Origin of the sequence: Bulleidia sp. HCP3S3_C9, assembly GCF_052064035.1 — a bacterium.
Lineage (GTDB): Bacteria > Bacillota_I > Bacilli_A > Erysipelotrichales > Erysipelotrichaceae > Bulleidia.
In genome coordinates this window covers 18,474-38,323 of sequence record NZ_JBQHWJ010000017.1, presented here as the reverse complement: position 1 = coordinate 38,323, position 19,850 = coordinate 18,474, and the positions used below count along the sequence as shown (strand labels likewise).

The window sequence follows — 19,850 nt, the reverse complement described above, 5'->3', positions numbered from 1 at the left end:
TAATGTCATCTCCTTGAATGTGCTGACATTATAATGCTGCTTAATTGTTGTTACTGTCCATATATTCGTACAATATTAAAATATGTTCACCATTTTGCTAATATAGCCAAAGAATAAAATGTTTTAGAAAAATCACAAAAAAATCATACGCAATGAGCAAGATTTTAAAATTCAGTTATTAATATTTGCACATATTCTCATAAGTGCTCTAAGTTTCTTTCGCTTCATTCTTGATTCTTCCTTTCACTTGTTCAGGTGTCATTTGCATTTCACAGCAACACCTCCATATATCTACGAATTACATTATCAATCTTAAGCAATTTTCCATATTCCATAAGACGATTCAAATCTTTATCTTTTCTGGAAATATAGTTTTTTAAAATAGAATTGAAGTCTTGTATTTCAATATTATTCCGACTTCTAATTAAGTCACAGATTGTTCGTTCAAGATTATACATTGGAATCATATTTCCATCGTGATCCTTCACTATATCCTTTCCAACATCAAGCAGTTCACGTTTTACAGTGTATACCTTACAGTTTTCATTTACTTTCAAACGATGAGCATTATAACCACTGTATATGGTAAGCGCATGAATCAAAGGTTCCCTATCTGTTAGACCATGATAATAAAAATATTCATCATGTGAAAAAACGGCATTTGGACACCTTTGGTGTAGTACATACAATTCACCTACCAAATCAGAACTAGTGAAATAAATACCACGGTTTACTGCTTCAAATCCATTTTCTCAAACATACTTGTAAAATCTGTACCTTGAAGTTCCATTTTTTTCGCGATTTCTGGTGTGATGTAATCATTTTCTTGAATTAATATTTCCATTTCATCCATAAGCAAACCATCCTTTCGTGCTTATATTGCAATCGAAATAAGCACGTTTATCAAATATGATTTATCATTATCCTCTACTTTGACAGAGAAAAAAAAATCCTACTCAATGAGCAAGATTTTAAAATTCATTTAGATTTATGCATTCTATTTCTGATCAACATTTCAGTAACACCAACTGCAGCAATCTCACCTATTGCATACAATGTAACGATTGTTGTATCACTCGTATCAGATGATTTGCTTGCCGGTTTAACTTCTTGCTTCACAATACCGGCAAGAAATTCTGTGAACCCTTTTCATCCATTTCCTGATGATTGCTAACTATATGTTTTTTTCTGATTTGTCATCCTAAAAGCCAGTCAATGACATTCACAACTTTTATACCATCGTAATTTCCAAGTGAAAAACGATCCAGTGTCAGGACAATCTTCTCGTAATTATCATGAATGCTCCTTAGGGGTCTCATTTCTCTTTCAAATGTTTCTTCCGCCGTCATATCAGCAGTTACCTGATAATATGTAAGTACACCTTCCTTCTTTGTCACAAAGTCAACTTCAGTAGAACCATATTTTCCAATAGTGACTTTACCACCTCTCCGTGAAAGTTCGAGATACACAATGTTCTCAATGGTAAATCCAAGATCGTATTGTTTTCTTGGAAGAATGTGGTTTCTGATTCCCATATCTACCATATAAAACTTATTGTTAACTTTTAAAAGCTGCTTTCCCACAATATCAAAACGCTCAACAGGATAAAAAATGAAAGATTCTGTCAACGCTTCAACATAATCGCTGACTGTGTTTTGCGATACTTTTCTGCCCGAAGAGGTCAGATAGTCGGTTATACTTTTCATAGATACTGGACTGCCGATAACGCTTGCCAGGCACCTGGCAATTGACTTAAGAAGCGCAATGTCTGTGATTTTTCGCTTTCCATATTCTTTTTCTCTTCTTATCTGACGCTGCTCAATATCTTTTACAATGACGGTGTTGTAGATTCCTTCCAAATACTGATCTATTTTTTCATCTGTACGGTTCATAACTGCTACATATGGAATTCCACCAGTTTTCATATACTCTGCAAAAGCCTCTTCTTTCGTCATACCTGTTACCACCATATACTCGCGAAAAGAAAACGGAAGCATCTTGATTTCTGTGTATCTTCCTGACAAAAGTGTTGCAAGTTCACTTGATAGCATATAAGCATTGGAACCTGTGATATAAACATCTACATTGTCCATGATATAAAGACTGTCAACCACTTTCTCAAATGATGGAACTTCCTGAACCTCATCCAAAAAGATGTATGTCATCTTATCTGCACACAAACGTTCTTTGAGATAATTGTACAGCTTCATATAATCTTTTAATGGTTCGTAATCCAAATTTTCAAAATTGATAGAAATAATCTGTTCTGGTGCAACTCCATTTGCTAAGAGTCTCTGCTGATACTGTTCTAGAAGCACAGATTTTCCACAGCGTCGAATTCCAGTCACAACCTTGATCTGTTGCTCATCTTTCCATGCCCATAGCTGATCAAGATATTCTTTGCGTTCAACCATATCTGCATCCCTCCTTTTTTCTCAGTATAGCATAAAATGCCTATACAAATGAAATATTTTCCCATTTTGGAAACTTTTATTTCATTCAGCATAATAGTTTCCAATTTTAAAATTATATCAAATACAAAATACAGTGCTTTATCAAAGTGTGTAGCTTGTAGATGTGCATTAAAGTTAGTATCGTTCCAAGATCTTCTACAATTATTTTTTTAAACTCCATCACCGAAGTATAAAGGTTATGATGCATATGAAATACAAACATCAATCAAGAACAGCATGCACTAGATTACAAATTTCTTCCATATTGGTGACATGAAGAAAGATGATCTTTTCATTTTGAAATAGGTGGAAGAAAAATGGTACTTTCATATCGGTCATTGAATGGCCGAGGATTCCCGCTTGGTTTCTTAAGATAAAAGAAGGTACATTTCTGTACCTTCCAATCTCACTTATTCATGAAATTTTTTCTTTAATACAACAACACCAGCAAGTGCAATCATTGTCATGAAGAATGTGCCTGCATAGAATACAGCATGACTGTTGTCTGATGTTTTAGCAGATTTTTTGTCATCCTTCTTCTGTGTTGTATCTTTCTTTGGATTGTCTTTCTTAACAGTTTCTTCCTTCTTAGGTGAATATTCTGCCATCCATTTCCACTCATTCTTCTTGCAGTCATCACAGATATTGGAATTGTTATCAAAATAGATCCAGCTCCAGTGACCCATATACTGATATGGTGTACCTGTCTTTTCACTTGTTAACTGACCATCTTCATCCAGCCAGAATCTGCCTGTTGTATCATGTACATCATCCCATGCAGATGTATGTACTGGAATACCAAGCTTCTGCATACGCTTGATTGTTGGCATCGCTGTTAATGTTGGATCAACAGTTGTGTCATTCTTGGCATATGTGAACCAGAACTCTGTTCCACCCTTCTTCACAGCCTTCAGCATGTCATCAGTAATAAATTCATCATAGAATGCTTCACAGATTGGATATGCTTTCAAGAAGTAATCTGGATGTTTGAGAACCATTTCCATTGTCATATAGCCACCATTGGAGCATCCGCCAATGATAATACGATCAGGATCAATTTCAGGATTGTTCTTTACAACATTCTGAATCAATTCAAACAATGTCTTTTCATACATGGAGCCTTTATCACCATTCTGGTATTTTCCATCTCCACCATCCATCCACATTGTCTGTGCCTGTGGTGTAATAACATATGCACCACCATCATATAATTTCTGGAATTCATCAGATACAAGCGCTGTTACTTCATTACCAAGAAGATCTACGTAGTTGTCATTTCCATAGTTACCAGCAGCACCTACGCCTTCACCTGCACCATGCAGCCATACTACCAATGCCTTCTTCTTGCCATTACTCTTAGGTGTATATTGACCATATGGCATGACAATACCATCACTGCCAGTAAAGCTCTTTGTAACGTCAAACTTTTCAGCAGCATCTGTTACCCAGTTACTATGATCTTTCAGATCAAGAACCTGATCAACATTGATCATCTTATCTTTTGCTTTACCATTGACTGTTAACTGATAATGGTTGACCCACTTGTTACTGCCAGTTTGAAGATCATAACGGAATGGTGAACCTTCATTTGGAGAAATATACATTTCAACTGTAACAACATTACCCTTTTGAGCATCTACTTTATTTCCCTTGTCATCAGATAAGTAAACATCTAATACTGTTCTAGGAGCAGTTGCATTGTATACTGAAAGATCTGTCCAGTTTGTTGATTCCTTTGTTTCTTTGACTGTAAATGTCGTTGGATCTAAATCGAATGCATTCACTTCTTCATCAAGTGTCATCATCACTTTATTTACAGCTGGACCCCAGTCATCACCTGCAACAAATACTTTTTCAGTTCCATAAATAACATCATCTCGTACTGTCTTGCCAGTTGTAACGTCTCTTGAATACTTAGACATGAATTTCCACATCAATTCAGCATCTGGTGCATAGTTCCAGTGACCCCATCCATAGATACGGTTCATACAGATTTCTACGCCAGTATCAGATGTTAAGATACCACCCTTGATTTTAGCGATTCTTTCTGCATCAACATCAATTGTGTATGTTTCATCCCAGTTAATTCCATATAGATCCTGGTTTTCAGCATCATTTCCATCAGGAATATTCATACCATTGAGTTCTGCATATAGCTGTGCCATTTCTAAGCCACCAGAAGCACCAAGCTGATCCCAGTCACCTAGATACTCATCTTTATCACCAGAGAAGTAAATAATTGGGAAATCATAACTATCTTTATTTGCAGCAACACCAGCCTGCAGCTTTGCTAATCCATCAGCATTGTTCTTGAATGGACCAGACTGTCCAGCACCAGCAGCAAAATACTTTGTATTCACTAAACCATTGTTTGTTGTATTTCTGCATCCTGCAGATAATCCAGAAATATAGACTCTTGATGGATCAATCTGTGGATATTCTTCCATCACTCTACGGTAGCATCCTGTAATGAAATCTGATTCTGAAGTAAAGTTTGTATCAGAAGTCATTGGATCATATGTATAGCCTTGGTATGTATGACCTTGCCATTCTGGACATACAAGAATAATACCGTCTCTAGAAGCAACAGAAGCCCATCCGGAAGTATCGTACTGTGTACGTGGATCATTTGTATTCCCATGCATTAAGAATACAACTGGTACTGTTCCGTTTGCCTTCTTTACGTTTTCAGGAACATATACATACCATAATGAGTTGATGCCATTACCATTGAGATCTTCTGTATAGATTGTACGAGTCATATCTGTAATGTTGTCAACAGAATCAAAATACTGATATTTTCTAGCAGAATCACTTGCTTCATCACCAGTAATCAAAGGTCTGGAGTACCATGTTCCAATCCCATTACCTTCAATATAGTTACCAATTCTTCCATACTTGCAAAGTACAGTTTCCCATGCGGCCTTGTAGCCATCTACCGCATTCTTGCTAGAACTATCCGCAACAACAATTTCAAAGCGACTGTCTGGATTCTGGTATGTTGCTACAGAACCATCTGTGTTGATCTTTGCTGCATGATCTGCTTCAATATATGCTTTTGCAATATTTGTATTTCCAGATACATATGTTGGTACAGATGCACTCAACTTGCCTGTTGTACCTTCTGGGTTGATTAAAGCTAAGCCAGAAACAAAATTCATATACTGAGAAAGATTTTCATTGATAAACGTTGCACCATTACCAATACCAACAAGTTTCACATTACTAGAGACAACAATCTTTCTAACGATTTTTTTGAATCCTTCTACATCACTTGCAGTAAACTTAGAACCATTGGATGGACGTGCAACATATACACTAGATGCATGTGTATCTGCATATGTACTCATGCCAGTATCATCTAAATACTTCTGTGCCTCTGTATCACTTAGATTTCCATCTGGATAAACAATGATTGATGCAGCGGCAGTATTATTTACAGTTTCAATACCTAATTTATTTGTAGCACTGTAAACATACGCTTCGCTCATTTGATTCAACTGCTTTAAATATGTATCTACATATTCCTGTGTTGTATCAATTTTAGCTTTTGCACCATTGGAAGATAATTCAATACCAGTAACTGCGCCAGCACTGTAAGGCTTGGATACAGTTGTTCCATCACTCAAGCCTTTGATTACCTGTGCCATATCATTGAAATATTGAATTGACATTTCACCAGGTCTTTCATCATTCTGATCCCAGAACTGCTGCCATCTATGACCAGCAAGAATACTTGGTGAAGTCATTTTCTTTAAAGCAGTCTGTGCTTTTGAAATACCATCATTCAATGCTGCAATTGGATTGCCGCCATTCATATCCCAGAACAGCCATACAAATCCAGAACCAAATGTATCACCTGTAAATAACACATTATCCTTAAGATCTTCAACCATTAAAGAACCTTCTGTATGTGCATTTACAATCGTTGCAGTATACGTTGTCTCACTGACTTTAAATGTTGTATTATCATCTAGAGCTTCAATTTTACCAGCAAATTGTGCTAATGCAGAACTTGCTGCAGCTTGATCTGGCTTGCTGACATACACCTTATTTACATTAATACCATCAAATACTTCTTTACTTAATCCTAAGCCAGTATGATCACCATGCGAATGTGTAATCAAAATGGATAGCTTCTTAGTACCAACCATCTCTTTCACGATTGTTTTAGCATCATTCACACCAGTGCCAGCTGGATTTCCTAAATCCACCATTAATACTTCATTTTCTCCTTCAACAAAGTAAATGGAAGAAGGATTATTCATATTTCCAGCTTCATCATTGGCTCCACCAGGAAATGCTTGAATGCCTTCATCCATGTGATAGACATTCTCTTTGATCTTTTCAACTTTGTACTTTCCAACTTCAACATAACCATCTTCGTTAAGATCTGTCCAAAAGTCTTTTGTTGCAGGTGCACCGGCTGCAAATGGTGCAACCTCTTCTTCTTGTGGTTCTACAGTTGTACTTTCATCAGTAGAACCTTCTTCAGTTACTTCCGTAACAGGTTCTGTATCTGCAGGATCTTCTCCTTCTGCAAATACAGGTACTGCAGCACTGAGTGCCATGACAGTACTTGTCAGGGCAATGATACCCCTCTTTATCTTTCCCATTTTTTAAATCTCCTTTTCTAGATAGAAAAAATAAGCTGAAGAAATATAGATATTATGATATTTCTTCTATGATCCGCACAATTGTGCTTCGAAATACTAAAGCTACACATATGTTTTATGTAAACGCTTTCTTTTATCTAAAATATAAAAGAATATGCAAGCATAGTCGATGATATAAAGAAACAAGAGTTTCCAAACAGGAAACTCTTGTAATGTTTTTGCTATTTATAATAATGATTCTTATGATTTTAAAGTTTCTAAGAGATTTGTATAGACACACTTATATGCATCTAGTTCTATCTGATTTGTTTCTATTTGAAGCAATGGAATATGTATGAAGTTTGGATGATCTATCCCGTCTTTTGAGATTAGAATGGCTTGTGTATTGAGTGATTCAATGAAATGAATGAAATCAAATTCAAAGGATAACTGCAGCATGCTTTCAAAAAAAGAAGTACCTGCGTCAATAAACAGTATTGCATCATCTAGTGTTAATGTTTTTAATTCATCAATGACTGTTCGATCATACGTGTAAATAACAGCTTTCGCCATCACATTATATTTCAATAAATGCCAGCAGAATTCTTTTGCGAGATATTCATATTCCAACTTTGAAAAGAGAATGATTCTTTTAGCACATTGGATTTTATACTTCAAAAATCGAAGATCTTTTTGATTTAAACATTTCTCATGATATCTGCGGCATCTGCGAATCAATGTTTCTTCTTTCTTTTGCATGAATAATTTATGACTTGCCTTTTCTCTATTGCATGCCTGTTGTAAGGATTCAAATGTACCTGTTTCTGTCATTGTTTTGAAGAATTTAGAAACAGTTCCTTTTGTCACATAGGATCCTTGTGCAATCTCTTGAATGGATAACGTAGAGATATGTTCATAGTTTACTAATAAATATTCAGCAATCTTTCCATTTGTGGATGAATAAGAAGATTGTTGCACCATCTTCCATAAGTGTTCATATACGGACATATTTTGTATCTCCGTATGTCTGATAATACCGATATTTCATATATTGCAGAACTAAAGGAATACATGCATTTTCAATTTCAACATCTCCTTTAAATGGCAGCTCTAAGAACTTTGTTAAATGAATCTGTTCTGGTAAACTGTTTGGATTTCCGATACCAGCAATAGACACGTTATTTTCTTTGAACTTCATAATTTCATCATAATGTTCAATATAGACTCTACCGGTGAATGAAATCATCAGAACAAGCGTATCATTTTCTACTTCACCAATCGAAGTATTTACAGGTGAAGAATGGATGAATTTACCCATCATCAGCATATCTTCCATATAGTGCAGGCTTAACATTTCAGGATAAACAGCACCAACAATGATTACTTTCTTGCAATCATAGATATGCGTATTGATTTGATCAATGGTTTGTGTAAATCGTGCGTCATCCATATCTGCATTGGATAATGCATGTATCACATTGATGATTTTATCTGGATCTGCATTATTGAAATGTACTTTCATCTGCAGTTTTCGAATATCAATCGTTTTAATTAAAGCAAGCTTTAAATCGGAATAATTCTTATAGCCAAGCGTAGAGCAGAACATGCTTAAGACACGATTTGAAACACCTGCATTCTCACATACATCTGTACGAGATACATCACAGATATGTGAAATATTAGATAGTAAATAATATGAAATCGCATAGTCAGAAGTGTTCTTAAAAGAACTGCATACAATGAGTAAAAGTAAAGATACAACAGTATTCATATAACCCCTCAAAATGATTATTTCATTAACGTTGAATCTATTCTAACATGAAAAATCCTACTCTTTCGAGCAGGATCATCAGTATACAAATATAAAATGATTTATTGTTCAATCAGGCGAGAAATAATATTTTCATATTCTTTCTCACGTTTAACATAGGAACAACAATGATTGCTATCTGGATAAATATATACAGATACATTTGGGAGATTCATTTCTTTGATCTTCTGACTGATTTTAACATTGCAGAAGAAATCTAAGCCACCATGGAAAATAACAATTGGCATTTTTGTATCTTTCAGAATCTCCATAGCATCAATACTTTTTAAATCTTTCTTGATAAATGTTTTTACCAGAAAATTCATAGATGGTAAAAACGGATATTCTGGTAAATGAATATTACGTTTTGCGAAATCTTTGAGTTCATCATATGGCTGTGTGAATGGTGAATCTGCAATAATACCGGATACAATGTCATTCAAGGATGCAGATGTCATTAAAACAGTTGCTGCCCCCATGGAGGTACCATACAGGTAGATTGGCAAGTTCTGTTTGTGATGTGCCCACATCACCCAGTCATGGATATCTAAATGCTCATTTAAACCAAATGTGATATATTTTCCTTCACTTCTTCCAATCCCACGTTCATCCATGATCAGTAGATCACAGTTGCATTTTTCATAGAACCATATTGCTAATTGTGAAAAATCAATATACCACTCACTTTTCCATCCATGACACATGACAATTAACTTATCATGTCCTTCCGCATGAAAATATCTGCCATAGAGTTTTAAATGATCATGTGATTCAATAAAAACTTCTTCCATTGGATAATTTAATACATGTTTTTTTCTATCTTGCAGAACATCTGCATAACCATCACGCATATATTTTTCCATATTTACTTTAATTTTTCTTGAAAATGTATAAAGAAATGCAAAATATATAATCAAACAATATAAAAGCAATAGAATTAAAACAATTATTAACCATTTCATAGAATGTTTCCTTTCCAAGAAATAAGAGACTGCAGATTATGCAGTCTCATTATTTTTAGTTCTTTTTTGTCTTCTTGAATGTGAAGAATCCAATAGCAATTGCAGCAATCAATGCTACACCATACAATGCAATATGAGAATTATCACTTGTATCTGTAGACTTGTCAGCTGGCTTGCTTTCAGGTGTTTTTGTTGGTTCAGGTTTAACTTCTGGAGTTGTTGTTGGTTCAGGTGAAGGAGTAACTTCAGGAGTTGGTGTTGTTTCAGGTGTTGAAGCATTATCTACTTTAGCTCTCCATACCTGAGCGCCAAAGAATGGATTTGCTGTACCTATAACAAGATAGCCAGGCACTTCAGTAATAATACGTAGACCATGGTTATAACGATCTCCAAAGCCGTTTGTTGTCAATGTAGATACGTTAACAGAGCCATCTTCTGCCTGTTTGATTGCATAGAAATCAAAACCTGCTTCAGAATCTTTCATATAATTGAGACATGTACTTAGATAACCTAGATTTTTAGAAGTTACAAAGGATAATAGCATGTTATACATTGCCTGAATGTTTTCTGGAAGATCCATACTATCTAAGAGTTCTTTGAGTTCTTTAAGCAGCTGATCATACATTTCAATAAAATCATCAGAAACGTTATCATCTAACATTTCACGGAGTTCTCTTAACTGTGTATTGAGCTGTTCAAGCTTTGCAAAGTCATCTTCAGACAAGCTGTTCTTGACAGTTCCATTAACTACCGCATCAATCAATTCTTCCTTCTGTTCTTCTGTCAATGTGACTGGTGTAAATGTAGAAGTAGATGTTTCATCATCCAATGATGCAGCCATTGGGCCTTCTGCATTCAATTCAGCAAGGACATCTTCAACAAATGCTTCAGCATCTTCACGGCTGATAGTTTCTTCATTCGCATTTGCTTCTACAGCTGGATTATTGTTATCCATTGTGACAGCTGCCTGTGATGAGCTGGAATTAAACATCAATTTCACAAGAACAAGAATATAATTCAATTGACTTTCCCATTCTTCCTGGGACATATTTAAGAGTTCACCATTTACAAACTGTGCAATGGAATGTGTTAATGAAGTTTCATCCATTGTAGATAGATACATTGTATCTCCAACAACATTTGTCATCCATGTGTACTGGTTCATATGAGAAGCATAGCCAGAACCAATACCTGTCAAACTTTGACTAAACATATCTGTTGGATCACCAACAACCATCTGAATGTTTTCATTATGATCCATACGATACAGGTTGATGGACTGCGTTAAGTTCTTGGCAAGAATCTTGAACGATTTGTTTGTTAAGATATCAGTTAAAGAATAGTTAACATCATTGTATTCACCAATGTATAGATAATCACCATAGACTTGCAGTGTAGCAGCGCCGCATGCAGTTCTTGAAGGATCAATACCAAATGTATACTTTGCATTGTCATTCAAATTACCAATGACTGGTGTCCAGGTCCAGGCATTTTTATCATTAACATCCCCAGCTGTTGGATCATAGACACCCTTTACAACTGCATAAGCCTGTTCTTTTGTGCCATCGCTTGCTTTACCAGTAACGATAGAAGCATAGATTGTATTTTCACCATATTGAACAATCTGATAGAGACCACCGCCACCTTCACTGTCTGTACGGTTAACAGCAGGATAGTTATACATATCATTCTGATCTGCAATTGTCTTAAAGCTTCCGTGTAACTTTCCTAAATCTGTATCCATGAAATCACTTGTAACAGTTTCAGGATTTTTGGCTGCCATAATCGTTGCACCAAATGTTTCACCCTGTGTTGTATCTGCCAAGCCGCCAGCAAGCAGCCAATCTTCTTTTGTGCCATCTGCTTTTGTAGCAGTGAATGTATCAATTGCACGTGTTGATGTAAATACAAATTGATTGTTGAGTGCGCGATATCCTTCTGTTGTTACACATTGTGCAACTTTTACAAGCTTATCTGTACTTGGATCTAATTCATAGACACATGGCACACCATTCTGATAAGCAATTTCATAGTTGATTGCAACATTTGGATCATTTGGAATATCCATGCCATACATCTTTTGACCAGCTAAAGCCTTACCATCAGATACCAAACCTACAAAATATAATTTACCATTGTATTCTGTTGCTGCTCTAAAGATTGGAACACCATCACACTTGCCCTGGTTGTAAAGTGTTCTAGACATTAAAATCTTTGTTTCGCCTGTTTTAATATTGAATTTCAAGAAAACAGAGCCAGCTGGAATTCCATCATCTTCTTTTCCTTTATTTAGCTTTCCGTTGAACATGACATCAACAACTGCTTTAGCAACATCAGCACTTGCACCAAAGGATGTAACTGCACGTTCGACCTGTGTATAGGCACTTAGTGCACCATACATAGTTCCCATGTAAACCCAGTCACCAGAAGTTGCTGCACAATATGTATAGGATTGTACACTGTCAGCATTTTCAGAAGTCCCTGTTGTGTTTTCAGTAATCTGCAACGGACTTGTATAATCGACAATACCATCTTTTTCTTCTGTTCCACTGTTACGATGAGAAACTTTTTCGAATAGATACTGTCCATCTTGTGATGTGTAAGTTGTTGGAAATGATGAATCTTCATTTGTGGCATAAACCGTTGTTAAAGGTGCAACTGTTAAGCCAGTAGCCATCATTCCACAAAGAAATCGTTTGAGCTTTTTTTTCATTTACGCTCCCTCCCTTTTTGACTAAAATTATAATTTAATTTCAAATTTATTACAAATTACATAATGAACAATTTAACTATTTTCATAGTTGATCATTTGATTCAAAAAAGTTCAGAAATCACTTTCATGTCTGCTTTTTTGATGCAATTAATTCGTATTAACAGATATACACTTTAACTGAGAAGTAAAAATATATAGATATAAAGATAAAAAACTATCTATGAATGAATTTACTATAAAATATTCAAAAAAGGATCAAACTTGTAACTTGCAAATAGATTACAAATGCTTTGAATGATGCTATTCCTGTTTTGTTTATCAAAGATTTGATGGTTAGTTATGCTAAATAATCAGTGTATATTATTTTCCCCTGCTATTTTGGTAAAGTTGAAATAAACTCAGGATAATTTGAATGAACATATTTTGAATATGCAGTATATGCTTGTTCAAGTGATCCGTAATTGACTCCAGTTGTAAATCGTTTAAATCCGTTGTAATTTAAAATATGATCTGAAATAGCAATATATGATTCATCCTTTTTATTGATTCTAGTGGCAGTAATAGAATCACTCACATAAAAACCTCCGCCATTTTTACTTACTATTACAGGGATCCTCACCCCTTCGCCAACAGAATTCGTATCAACGGATGTCCAGAATAGATATGCACATGAATTATTCGTATTATGTGTATCGGCTAGATATGCCCATGTTCCATATTGTAATAAACTATTTTCATCTAATTCTTTTTTTACGGTGTTGACCATTATGGAATTTGGGCTTTTAGAATCGATTTCAAAATTGGATGTCTGGTATTTTGATAAAAATCCTGTTTGCTTAACAATTTCATGAATATTTTCATTGAAATTAATTTGTGTCTTGCTGCTATTTTTCCAATTCAAAATAACTCCGATTCCATCTTGATATGAGACTTCACATTCTCCATCCGCAATTGGATTTCCTTTCCATTGATCTGTATCACCTTGTGTTTTCGTGTGTATTATTCCTCCAATATTTACCTGATCATATGCCTGCCAGTCATCTTTTTTCTGTTTTAATTGAACTATCTTGACTACATCTGTATTATTATCACTCATTACAGATGTAAGAACTTCAGCATATACTGAACGTACATTTGCTATATCAGTTGCTTCTCTGCTTTTCTCAAGTTGATTAAAAAAAACAGGAATAACAATTGAAATAAGTACAGAAATAATCAAAATTACAACTAATAGTTCACCAAGTGTAAAACCATTAATTTGAAAACTTTCATCTCTTTTTTCACTTTCAGTTACATTCATAAAGAAGATTATATGAAAATTTCATAAAGCAAGTAAGAACTTATTATCAATAAGTCTAAAATATTAAAAAATAAAGTACATAAAAAAATCCCACTCTCTTTCAAGAGTGGGGTGAAAATTCACTTATTTCGTAGGTCTTATTTAATTTGGAATGTATGTTGTAGCTTCTTCATCAGGAAGAGGCTCTTCATTGATTGTTTCTCCATTCAGCATACGATTTACAAGATCTGTTGTAAATTGTACCTGTGATTCAATTGGCTGACATACATAAAGCATGCGATTCATGCCCATAGAAACTGTACCTGCCATTGTGCCTGTTCCGCCTAAATGATAACGGATATACTGCCATGGCTGAGAGACAGCATTAGAACTTGTATATAAGTTATATAAGTCATTGATATCTATATTTGTTAAGAAATTTGTAGATAGTGCAGCAAGCACGCCAGCTTTATCCCCTGCGGCAGCATTCTGTTGAACTTTTTCTAGAATTGCCTGCATAACAATTCCCTGGTGTTCATTTCTGCCATAGTCACCATTGTCTAAAGAATATCTTTCTCTTGAATATGCAAGTGCCTGTTCACCGTTTAATGTAATTAGACCTGCATCGAAATGGTGATCCCCTGAGTTTTCTCCATCAAATGCATATGGGTTATCAATTGTTACACCACCTAATGCATCTACAAGTGCTTCAAAATGTGTGAAGTTTGTTGTGAGATAATCCGTAATATTCAAGCCGAACTTCTGGTTAATACCATCCAATGTATTTCGAATGCCTTGATTTCCTAAATGCGTAAGTTTGTCGATACCATTCTCTAAACCTGGATTTTCAATATAGTAGTCTCTTGGAATTGATACAAGCAAGATTTGTCTGCTTGCTGGATTTACAGCCATGATCATATTCACGTCTGTTCTGCCAACAGTCGTTAAACCATTTGCACGTGTATCATTACCAGCGACATATACAACAAATGGATTTTGTTGATTCACTGGGGCAGCAGTTTCTTGTACTTCTTCTTCACCAAATTTCAGCGAAGACAATACAATTGTATCTTTCTCAAAGTTTTTAAATGCTTTGATTGTTTTTAAAGCAGATACAAATGCATCATTTAACACAAGAACATCTGCTTCACCATTGTAGAATGCTTTGATTGCATCATACACAGTATCCTTCGAAATGACATTTGGTTTTGTTTCCAGTACTGATTCAATCTGAGATAGAGCATTTTCTGTATTTGTTGAATCAAACTGTGTTTGTGTTAGAAATGTTTTATTTGCATAGTCTAAGATATTGTCAGATGCTGCTGTATCTGAGAACAATGAAGAATGATTGCTTTTGTATTCACTAGTTAAAGCATAGAAATTTACTGTAACCTGTGATTTTTTAGCAGGTTCCTGAAAGATATTTTTATCTTTTTCTTCAAGTTTTGGAACCGTAATACATCCAAAAATCATAACAACTGAAAGCAAAGCATTGATGAATGCAGTTGTTGCCCCTGCTTTCTTGATTGACAGTACAAGCAGGATAACAAGCAATACAACAGATACGATCAGTAAAGGCAATTTAAAACTAGAAGCAATGTCATTTTTGGGAATCATAATATTAGCAAGTATTGTACATACAAGTGCAACTACAAATGCTGCAATACAGATTCCTTTATAGTTTATCTTTCTGTGACACATTATTTAGCCTTCTTTTTTGTTTTCTTTTTCTTCTGGTTCTTTGCGTAGTTTCCATAGTAAGAACCATAGCCTTTATAGTAATATGAACCATTTCTAGAGACATCTACACGGTTTAATACAATACCAAGCAATGGCTTGTTTGTGATTTTTAAGCTGTCTAATGTATCTTTGACGAGTGCTTTTTTTGTATAGCCGCTTCTTACAACAACAATATTTCCATCCGCAACTTTACCAATTGCCAATGCATCTGCAACTGTACCTGCAGGAGGTGTATCAATAATGACATAGTCAAATACTTCTGCTACCTGATCCAATACTTCTTTGAAATATTTTGTTTCCAGTAATGTAGAAGGGTTACTGACAGCATTGACAGATGGAATCATATATCCATTTGGAATATTTGTCTTATACATAACTTCCTGTACAGGACATTGACCACTTAGAGCATGTGCAATACCGTAGAATGTATCAGAAGAATGAATATCATAGATATCAGTGATTTCACTTGCGCGCAAATCACAGTCAACAAATAATACTTTCTTGCCTGTTAGAGCCATAGCTCTCCATAGATTCAATGCAACAAAAGATTTTCCTTCATTTGGTATGGAACTTGTAACAACAATTTTCTTGATGCTTGCATCTGTAAAAGATAAGTTGACTCTTAACTGGTTTACTGCTTCAGCGACGTCAAATGGAAGCTCTGCTAAATTATTGATCGTTAAAGATTTCATTTTGATTTACCTCCACGTTTCTTATCTCTTCTATTTTCTTTTAATCCCTGGATCTTTCCTTCTGGAATCACAGCAATTGGTTGAACACCAAACATCTTGTTAATATCTTCTGGAGTCTTGAAAGTATCATCCATCAAGAACTTCACAATTAAGTAAGCGCAATATAATACAGCGAATGCTAAACCACCAAGCATTGTGTTCTTCTTTACACTTGGAGAAGATGGATTTTCTGGAACACGAGCCTTTTCAAATACACTTGGTGCATCACATTTCATGATTTCAGGTAAATAGATTTTTGCCTGATTGCTGATTTCATTTGAAATATCCGCAGCAAGCTGTGGATCAGGATTTGTTACACTGACATTTAAAATACGTGTATCCGTTGGATTTTCTACTGTAATCGAAGACTGTAGTACATCATATGTTGTATCTAGCTGTAATTTATTAATCACATCTTCTAGTAATGTTCTGCTTGTGACGAGTTCTTGATAGTCAGACTTGAGCTGGGAAGAAATCTGTAAAGAAGATAAATCCACAACAGATCCAGAGCTGTTTGACAGGATATACATTGAGCTTGTAGCTGTATACTGAGGTGTCATAAATACTTTTGTAACCCCAAATGCAGCCGCTGCACCTACAACTAAAAATAGTATGATTTTAACAAGATTTCCTTTCAGTAAATGAAAAATTTCTAATAAATCAATTTCATCTGTATCTTCATCGAATACTTCAATTTGTCGATTGTTATCTTTCATGTTTCCCATAGTCCCTTCCTATAAAAAAATAACCGCGGTTATACTATCGTAATGACGAAAAATTTTACCATATATGCACGTATTGCACGCACTATCTGAGTGTTTACTTTTGTTATTATCTTTCTTAAAATATAGCTATGCTGAATTTTTTGAGACCAAAGACAGACTACATATTAATGCACAAAAACGTGCCTGTTTTAAAAGCAGATTATTCAATGGTACATCATTGTTTCACAAAGGTACATGAGATCATTGATCCGAAGCATTTACCAATTGGTGTATGTCCAGATGGAGAGTTTTCTTTACAGGCATTGAATCACTGGTTTCGCTGGAGAGGTATTCCTGGATATCGTGTTGGTTTACTGCAGCTGGAGAATCGTTTGAATATTGCTTCTCCAATGGATTTAATTGATCAGGAGCATGCATTGAGTGTTTCTGATACGTATTGGCTGAAAGCATGCAATGAGAGAATCAATTGGTCTCAGGTTAATTTTTACCAGCATTCTTTTGACCAGTCTGGCTTTGCTAAAGCAATGTTTGCTTCTTTGACACCAAATGTTTCTTCTTCTGCTTTGCATACACCGAACAATTGTACATGCGGATATCATAGAAAAGCATGGTTTCGAAGAAATGGAACACTGTATCTATTAAAAGGTGGTTCCCCTTTTTATCAGCAGGAACCAATCAATGAATGGCTTGCTTCTAGAATTGCAAAAGAATTGAATTTATTTGCAATTCCTTATACAACAGAAACATATGAGAATAATCTTGTTTCTGTCTGTCCGAATATGTGTAATGGCAAATATGATCTTGTAACGAGTGAATATGTGCTGTCTGATTCTCATGCACCTAAGAAACAGTTTCAATATGAGCATTATATCAAGACATTGCAGAAGCATGGGATTCACAATGCTAGAAAAGTGTTATCGGATCAGATGCTGCTGGACTATCTTTTAATGAATACAGATCGTCATACACAGAACATGGGTATTCTTGTAGATGCAAATACAAATGCATGGGTATCCGCTGCACCTGTATTTGATACAGGTACTGGACTTGGCTGTCTTGTGGATGATATGCATATTTTGCAAGAAAAAAATGAGAATAAATGTCAGCTGTTTAATGCAAAACATTTTTCTCATGAAATTTTATTGGAAATGATTGATTTCAAGCAGTATGACTTTTCTACTTTGCAGAATATTCCTCAAGAGTTTGGAAATGAACTGCAGAAATATAAACCAATCACAAATATATCTGATGAAAGAATTGAAAGTGTGTATCGTCTGCTGTATCAGCAGATTCTTGATTTGAAACGTGCCGCAAAGTAGCTGATATGCTACTTTTTTATTTGCTTCATTATAATTGAAGCAATGAAAATACCAATGATGCCTCCTAATGTATTCTCAAATACATCATTGAATTCTGCTACCTCAGTCAGCCCATCCACGACTTTCTTCGGTGCAATCAATGCATTCAGTTCATCCATCATGCCTTGTCCTCCTCATCCGAGTCGTCATCGCCCCACAGATCATCCAGATAATTAGACTGTGCCTGCAGGACTGCCAGAATGACCTTCTCGCACAAGCCAGTGTCCTTATGGATACGCTCCAGCATCTCATCGAAATCGATGTCCTATATACTTCCATCATGAGTCGTATTCCGACTTTCAGACCTTCCTCAAAAGCGGTCTTCTCCCATGTGCAGCACACTGTCCCCTGCCGGTCCATAATCTTTTCCCAGAGTGGAATCTTATCTCCGACGTAGTCATCTACGAGCCTATCCATTCCATCCAGCCCTCTCAGCCACTCTTCCAGTTCTTTTTCCTTGACCTTTGCAGTTTTCCCGGCAACTGTGTTTTTCTCTACTGGGTTGTTCTCTGTATAATGTTCATAGATCAGATCCAGCAAATTTTCCACTGGTGGATAATACTCTGGCTCCGTTTTCTTAATATAATCCTCCAGCACTTCTTTCAATTTTTCTATAATGCTACCATCCTTCCCAACTGAGATTCATTTCCTCAGTTACGGCACATATTACCGTAGACTTTTGCACATAGCAACCTATTTTTTGCGGTTTTTCGGATGCCCCATCTTCTCCTTCACTTCATCTGGCACATCAATCAAGCCGAACCGATAGAACATCCCGTAAATATAAGTCACGCCCCGGATATCCCCCAGAGCTTTTGGGCGGTCTACCACTTCTCCTTTAATATTCTTCAGTGCCAAAATTATAGAACTCCACGCTAGACTTTTACTCTTCTCCCGGCGGTCGATCCACAGCTCTTTCGTGTACTCGCCATTCCTGCCTTTCCGCACCTCATAAGTAAATGGCAATCCAGAGTAGGTTTTAAATCCTACCCCGGCATAGGTCAGAACCACACCCCAGAAGTTTTCTTCTGTCGAATCAGCCCTCCACCGCTTCATTGCTCTGTATCTCCGCTGCCGCTCTGCCCCAACACTGATCTTCTCTTTTTCTGCTGTACTTGGGAAGTACACCCCCTTTTTATATGGCAGGTACGAGGTAACGGAGGCTTTGGAAAGATTCAAGATATTTGCGGTTGAGAGGATTGCTTCTTTATAGCTCTGTGTTTCCCGATGCACCTCAAAGGTATCCTGTACCTTCTCCGCCACTTCCGATTCATACACACCAGCCGTGATGAGCAGCTTTCTTACTTTGATTGGATTCAGAGTTAGCGCATCGGCGATGTCTTGGAGGGAGCATTCCTCCTCATAAAGTGCCACAGCACTTTCCATCTGCTCTTTCAGGTTCTTCTTGGCATCGTACTCCGGCTTCAGCTTCTTCCGGCCGCCGCCGGGTTTTCTTTTCTTGTACTTTCTTTTCTCTCCCATGA

The 19,850-nt window shown here is 35.9% G+C and carries 17 protein-coding genes; 1 reads left to right on the top strand and 16 read right to left on the bottom strand.

Annotated elements, in window-relative coordinates; genetic code table 11:
* Positions 1 to 269: 269 nt before the first annotated feature.
* The 13 genes from ACTND6_RS04690 to ACTND6_RS04630 all read right to left on the bottom strand — a co-directional run bounded on the left by ACTND6_RS04690 (position 270) and on the right by ACTND6_RS04630 (position 17,008).
* Positions 270 to 557, bottom strand: a complete 288-nt coding sequence (locus ACTND6_RS04690; protein WP_441022387.1) for a type IV toxin-antitoxin system AbiEi family antitoxin domain-containing protein — start codon at positions 555 to 557, stop codon at positions 270 to 272.
* A 173-nt stretch (positions 558 to 730) separates the two neighbouring features.
* Positions 731 to 853 carry a hypothetical protein gene (locus ACTND6_RS04685; protein ID WP_441022389.1) on the bottom strand — a complete coding sequence of 41 codons (123 nt, stop codon included), beginning with the start codon at positions 851 to 853 and terminating at the stop codon, positions 731 to 733.
* A 125-nt stretch (positions 854 to 978) separates the two neighbouring features.
* On the bottom strand, positions 979 to 1,119 hold the full coding sequence (locus ACTND6_RS04680) for a hypothetical protein (RefSeq protein ID WP_441022391.1): 141 nt from the start codon (positions 1,117 to 1,119) through the stop codon (positions 979 to 981).
* A gap of 77 nt (positions 1,120 to 1,196) precedes the next feature.
* Entirely contained in the window at positions 1,197 to 2,414 is a 1,218-nt protein-coding gene (locus tag ACTND6_RS04675; protein ID WP_441022393.1) for an ATP-binding protein, read from the bottom strand.
* Between the two features lie 449 nt (positions 2,415 to 2,863).
* Positions 2,864 to 7,069 carry an MBL fold metallo-hydrolase gene (locus ACTND6_RS04670; protein ID WP_441022395.1) on the bottom strand — a complete coding sequence of 1,402 codons (4,206 nt, stop codon included), beginning with the start codon at positions 7,067 to 7,069 and terminating at the stop codon, positions 2,864 to 2,866.
* 240 nt (positions 7,070 to 7,309) lie between these two features.
* The gene (locus ACTND6_RS04665; RefSeq protein WP_441022397.1) at positions 7,310 to 8,056 is read right to left on the bottom strand and encodes a hypothetical protein; all 747 of its coding nucleotides are present in this window, start codon (positions 8,054 to 8,056) and stop codon (positions 7,310 to 7,312) included.
* Positions 8,043 to 8,819 carry a MurR/RpiR family transcriptional regulator gene (locus tag ACTND6_RS04660; RefSeq protein ID WP_441022399.1) on the bottom strand — a complete coding sequence of 259 codons (777 nt, stop codon included), beginning with the start codon at positions 8,817 to 8,819 and terminating at the stop codon, positions 8,043 to 8,045. The genes ACTND6_RS04665 and ACTND6_RS04660 overlap by 14 nt, the downstream gene beginning before the upstream one ends.
* Positions 8,820 to 8,920: 101 nt before the next feature.
* A complete protein-coding gene (locus ACTND6_RS04655; RefSeq protein ID WP_441045057.1) occupies positions 8,921 to 9,820 on the bottom strand; it encodes an alpha/beta hydrolase in 900 nt (299 codons plus the stop codon).
* A gap of 55 nt (positions 9,821 to 9,875) precedes the next feature.
* Complete coding sequence (locus ACTND6_RS04650; RefSeq protein ID WP_441022403.1) at positions 9,876 to 12,533, bottom strand: hypothetical protein; 2,658 nt, start codon at positions 12,531 to 12,533, stop codon at positions 9,876 to 9,878.
* Positions 12,534 to 12,906: 373 nt separating this feature from the next.
* Positions 12,907 to 13,833 (bottom strand): prepilin-type N-terminal cleavage/methylation domain-containing protein, encoded by a 927-nt coding sequence (locus tag ACTND6_RS04645; RefSeq protein WP_441022405.1) that lies wholly within the window; start codon positions 13,831 to 13,833, stop codon positions 12,907 to 12,909.
* 141 nt (positions 13,834 to 13,974) lie between these two features.
* The gene (locus tag ACTND6_RS04640; RefSeq protein WP_441022406.1) at positions 13,975 to 15,513 is read right to left on the bottom strand and encodes an LCP family protein; all 1,539 of its coding nucleotides are present in this window, start codon (positions 15,511 to 15,513) and stop codon (positions 13,975 to 13,977) included.
* On the bottom strand, positions 15,513 to 16,244 hold the full coding sequence (locus ACTND6_RS04635) for a CpsD/CapB family tyrosine-protein kinase (RefSeq protein WP_441022407.1): 732 nt from the start codon (positions 16,242 to 16,244) through the stop codon (positions 15,513 to 15,515). Before ACTND6_RS04635 ends, ACTND6_RS04640 begins: the two co-directional genes overlap by 1 nt.
* Positions 16,241 to 17,008: a YveK family protein gene (locus ACTND6_RS04630; RefSeq protein WP_441022409.1), complete on the bottom strand. Its 768-nt coding sequence runs from the start codon at positions 17,006 to 17,008 to the stop codon at positions 16,241 to 16,243. Before ACTND6_RS04630 ends, ACTND6_RS04635 begins: the two co-directional genes overlap by 4 nt.
* A 128-nt stretch (positions 17,009 to 17,136) precedes the next feature.
* Here ACTND6_RS04630 and ACTND6_RS04625 point away from each other — a divergent pair, with 128 nt between their 5' ends.
* Positions 17,137 to 18,327, top strand: coding sequence for a HipA domain-containing protein (locus tag ACTND6_RS04625; RefSeq protein WP_441022411.1), 1,191 nt, complete (start codon positions 17,137 to 17,139; stop codon positions 18,325 to 18,327).
* Positions 18,328 to 18,335: 8 nt separating this feature from the next.
* On the opposite strand, the gene ACTND6_RS04620 is transcribed toward ACTND6_RS04625, so the two are convergent.
* From ACTND6_RS04620 to ACTND6_RS04610, 3 genes are all read right to left on the bottom strand, one after another.
* On the bottom strand, positions 18,336 to 18,488 hold the full coding sequence (locus ACTND6_RS04620) for a hypothetical protein (protein ID WP_441022413.1): 153 nt from the start codon (positions 18,486 to 18,488) through the stop codon (positions 18,336 to 18,338).
* Positions 18,478 to 18,972, bottom strand: coding sequence for a hypothetical protein (locus ACTND6_RS04615; protein WP_441022415.1), 495 nt, complete (start codon positions 18,970 to 18,972; stop codon positions 18,478 to 18,480). The genes ACTND6_RS04620 and ACTND6_RS04615 overlap by 11 nt, the downstream gene beginning before the upstream one ends.
* 87 nt (positions 18,973 to 19,059) lie before the next feature.
* Positions 19,060 to 19,848, bottom strand: coding sequence for a hypothetical protein (locus tag ACTND6_RS04610; RefSeq protein ID WP_441022417.1), 789 nt, complete (start codon positions 19,846 to 19,848; stop codon positions 19,060 to 19,062).
* Positions 19,849 to 19,850 lie beyond the last annotated feature (2 nt).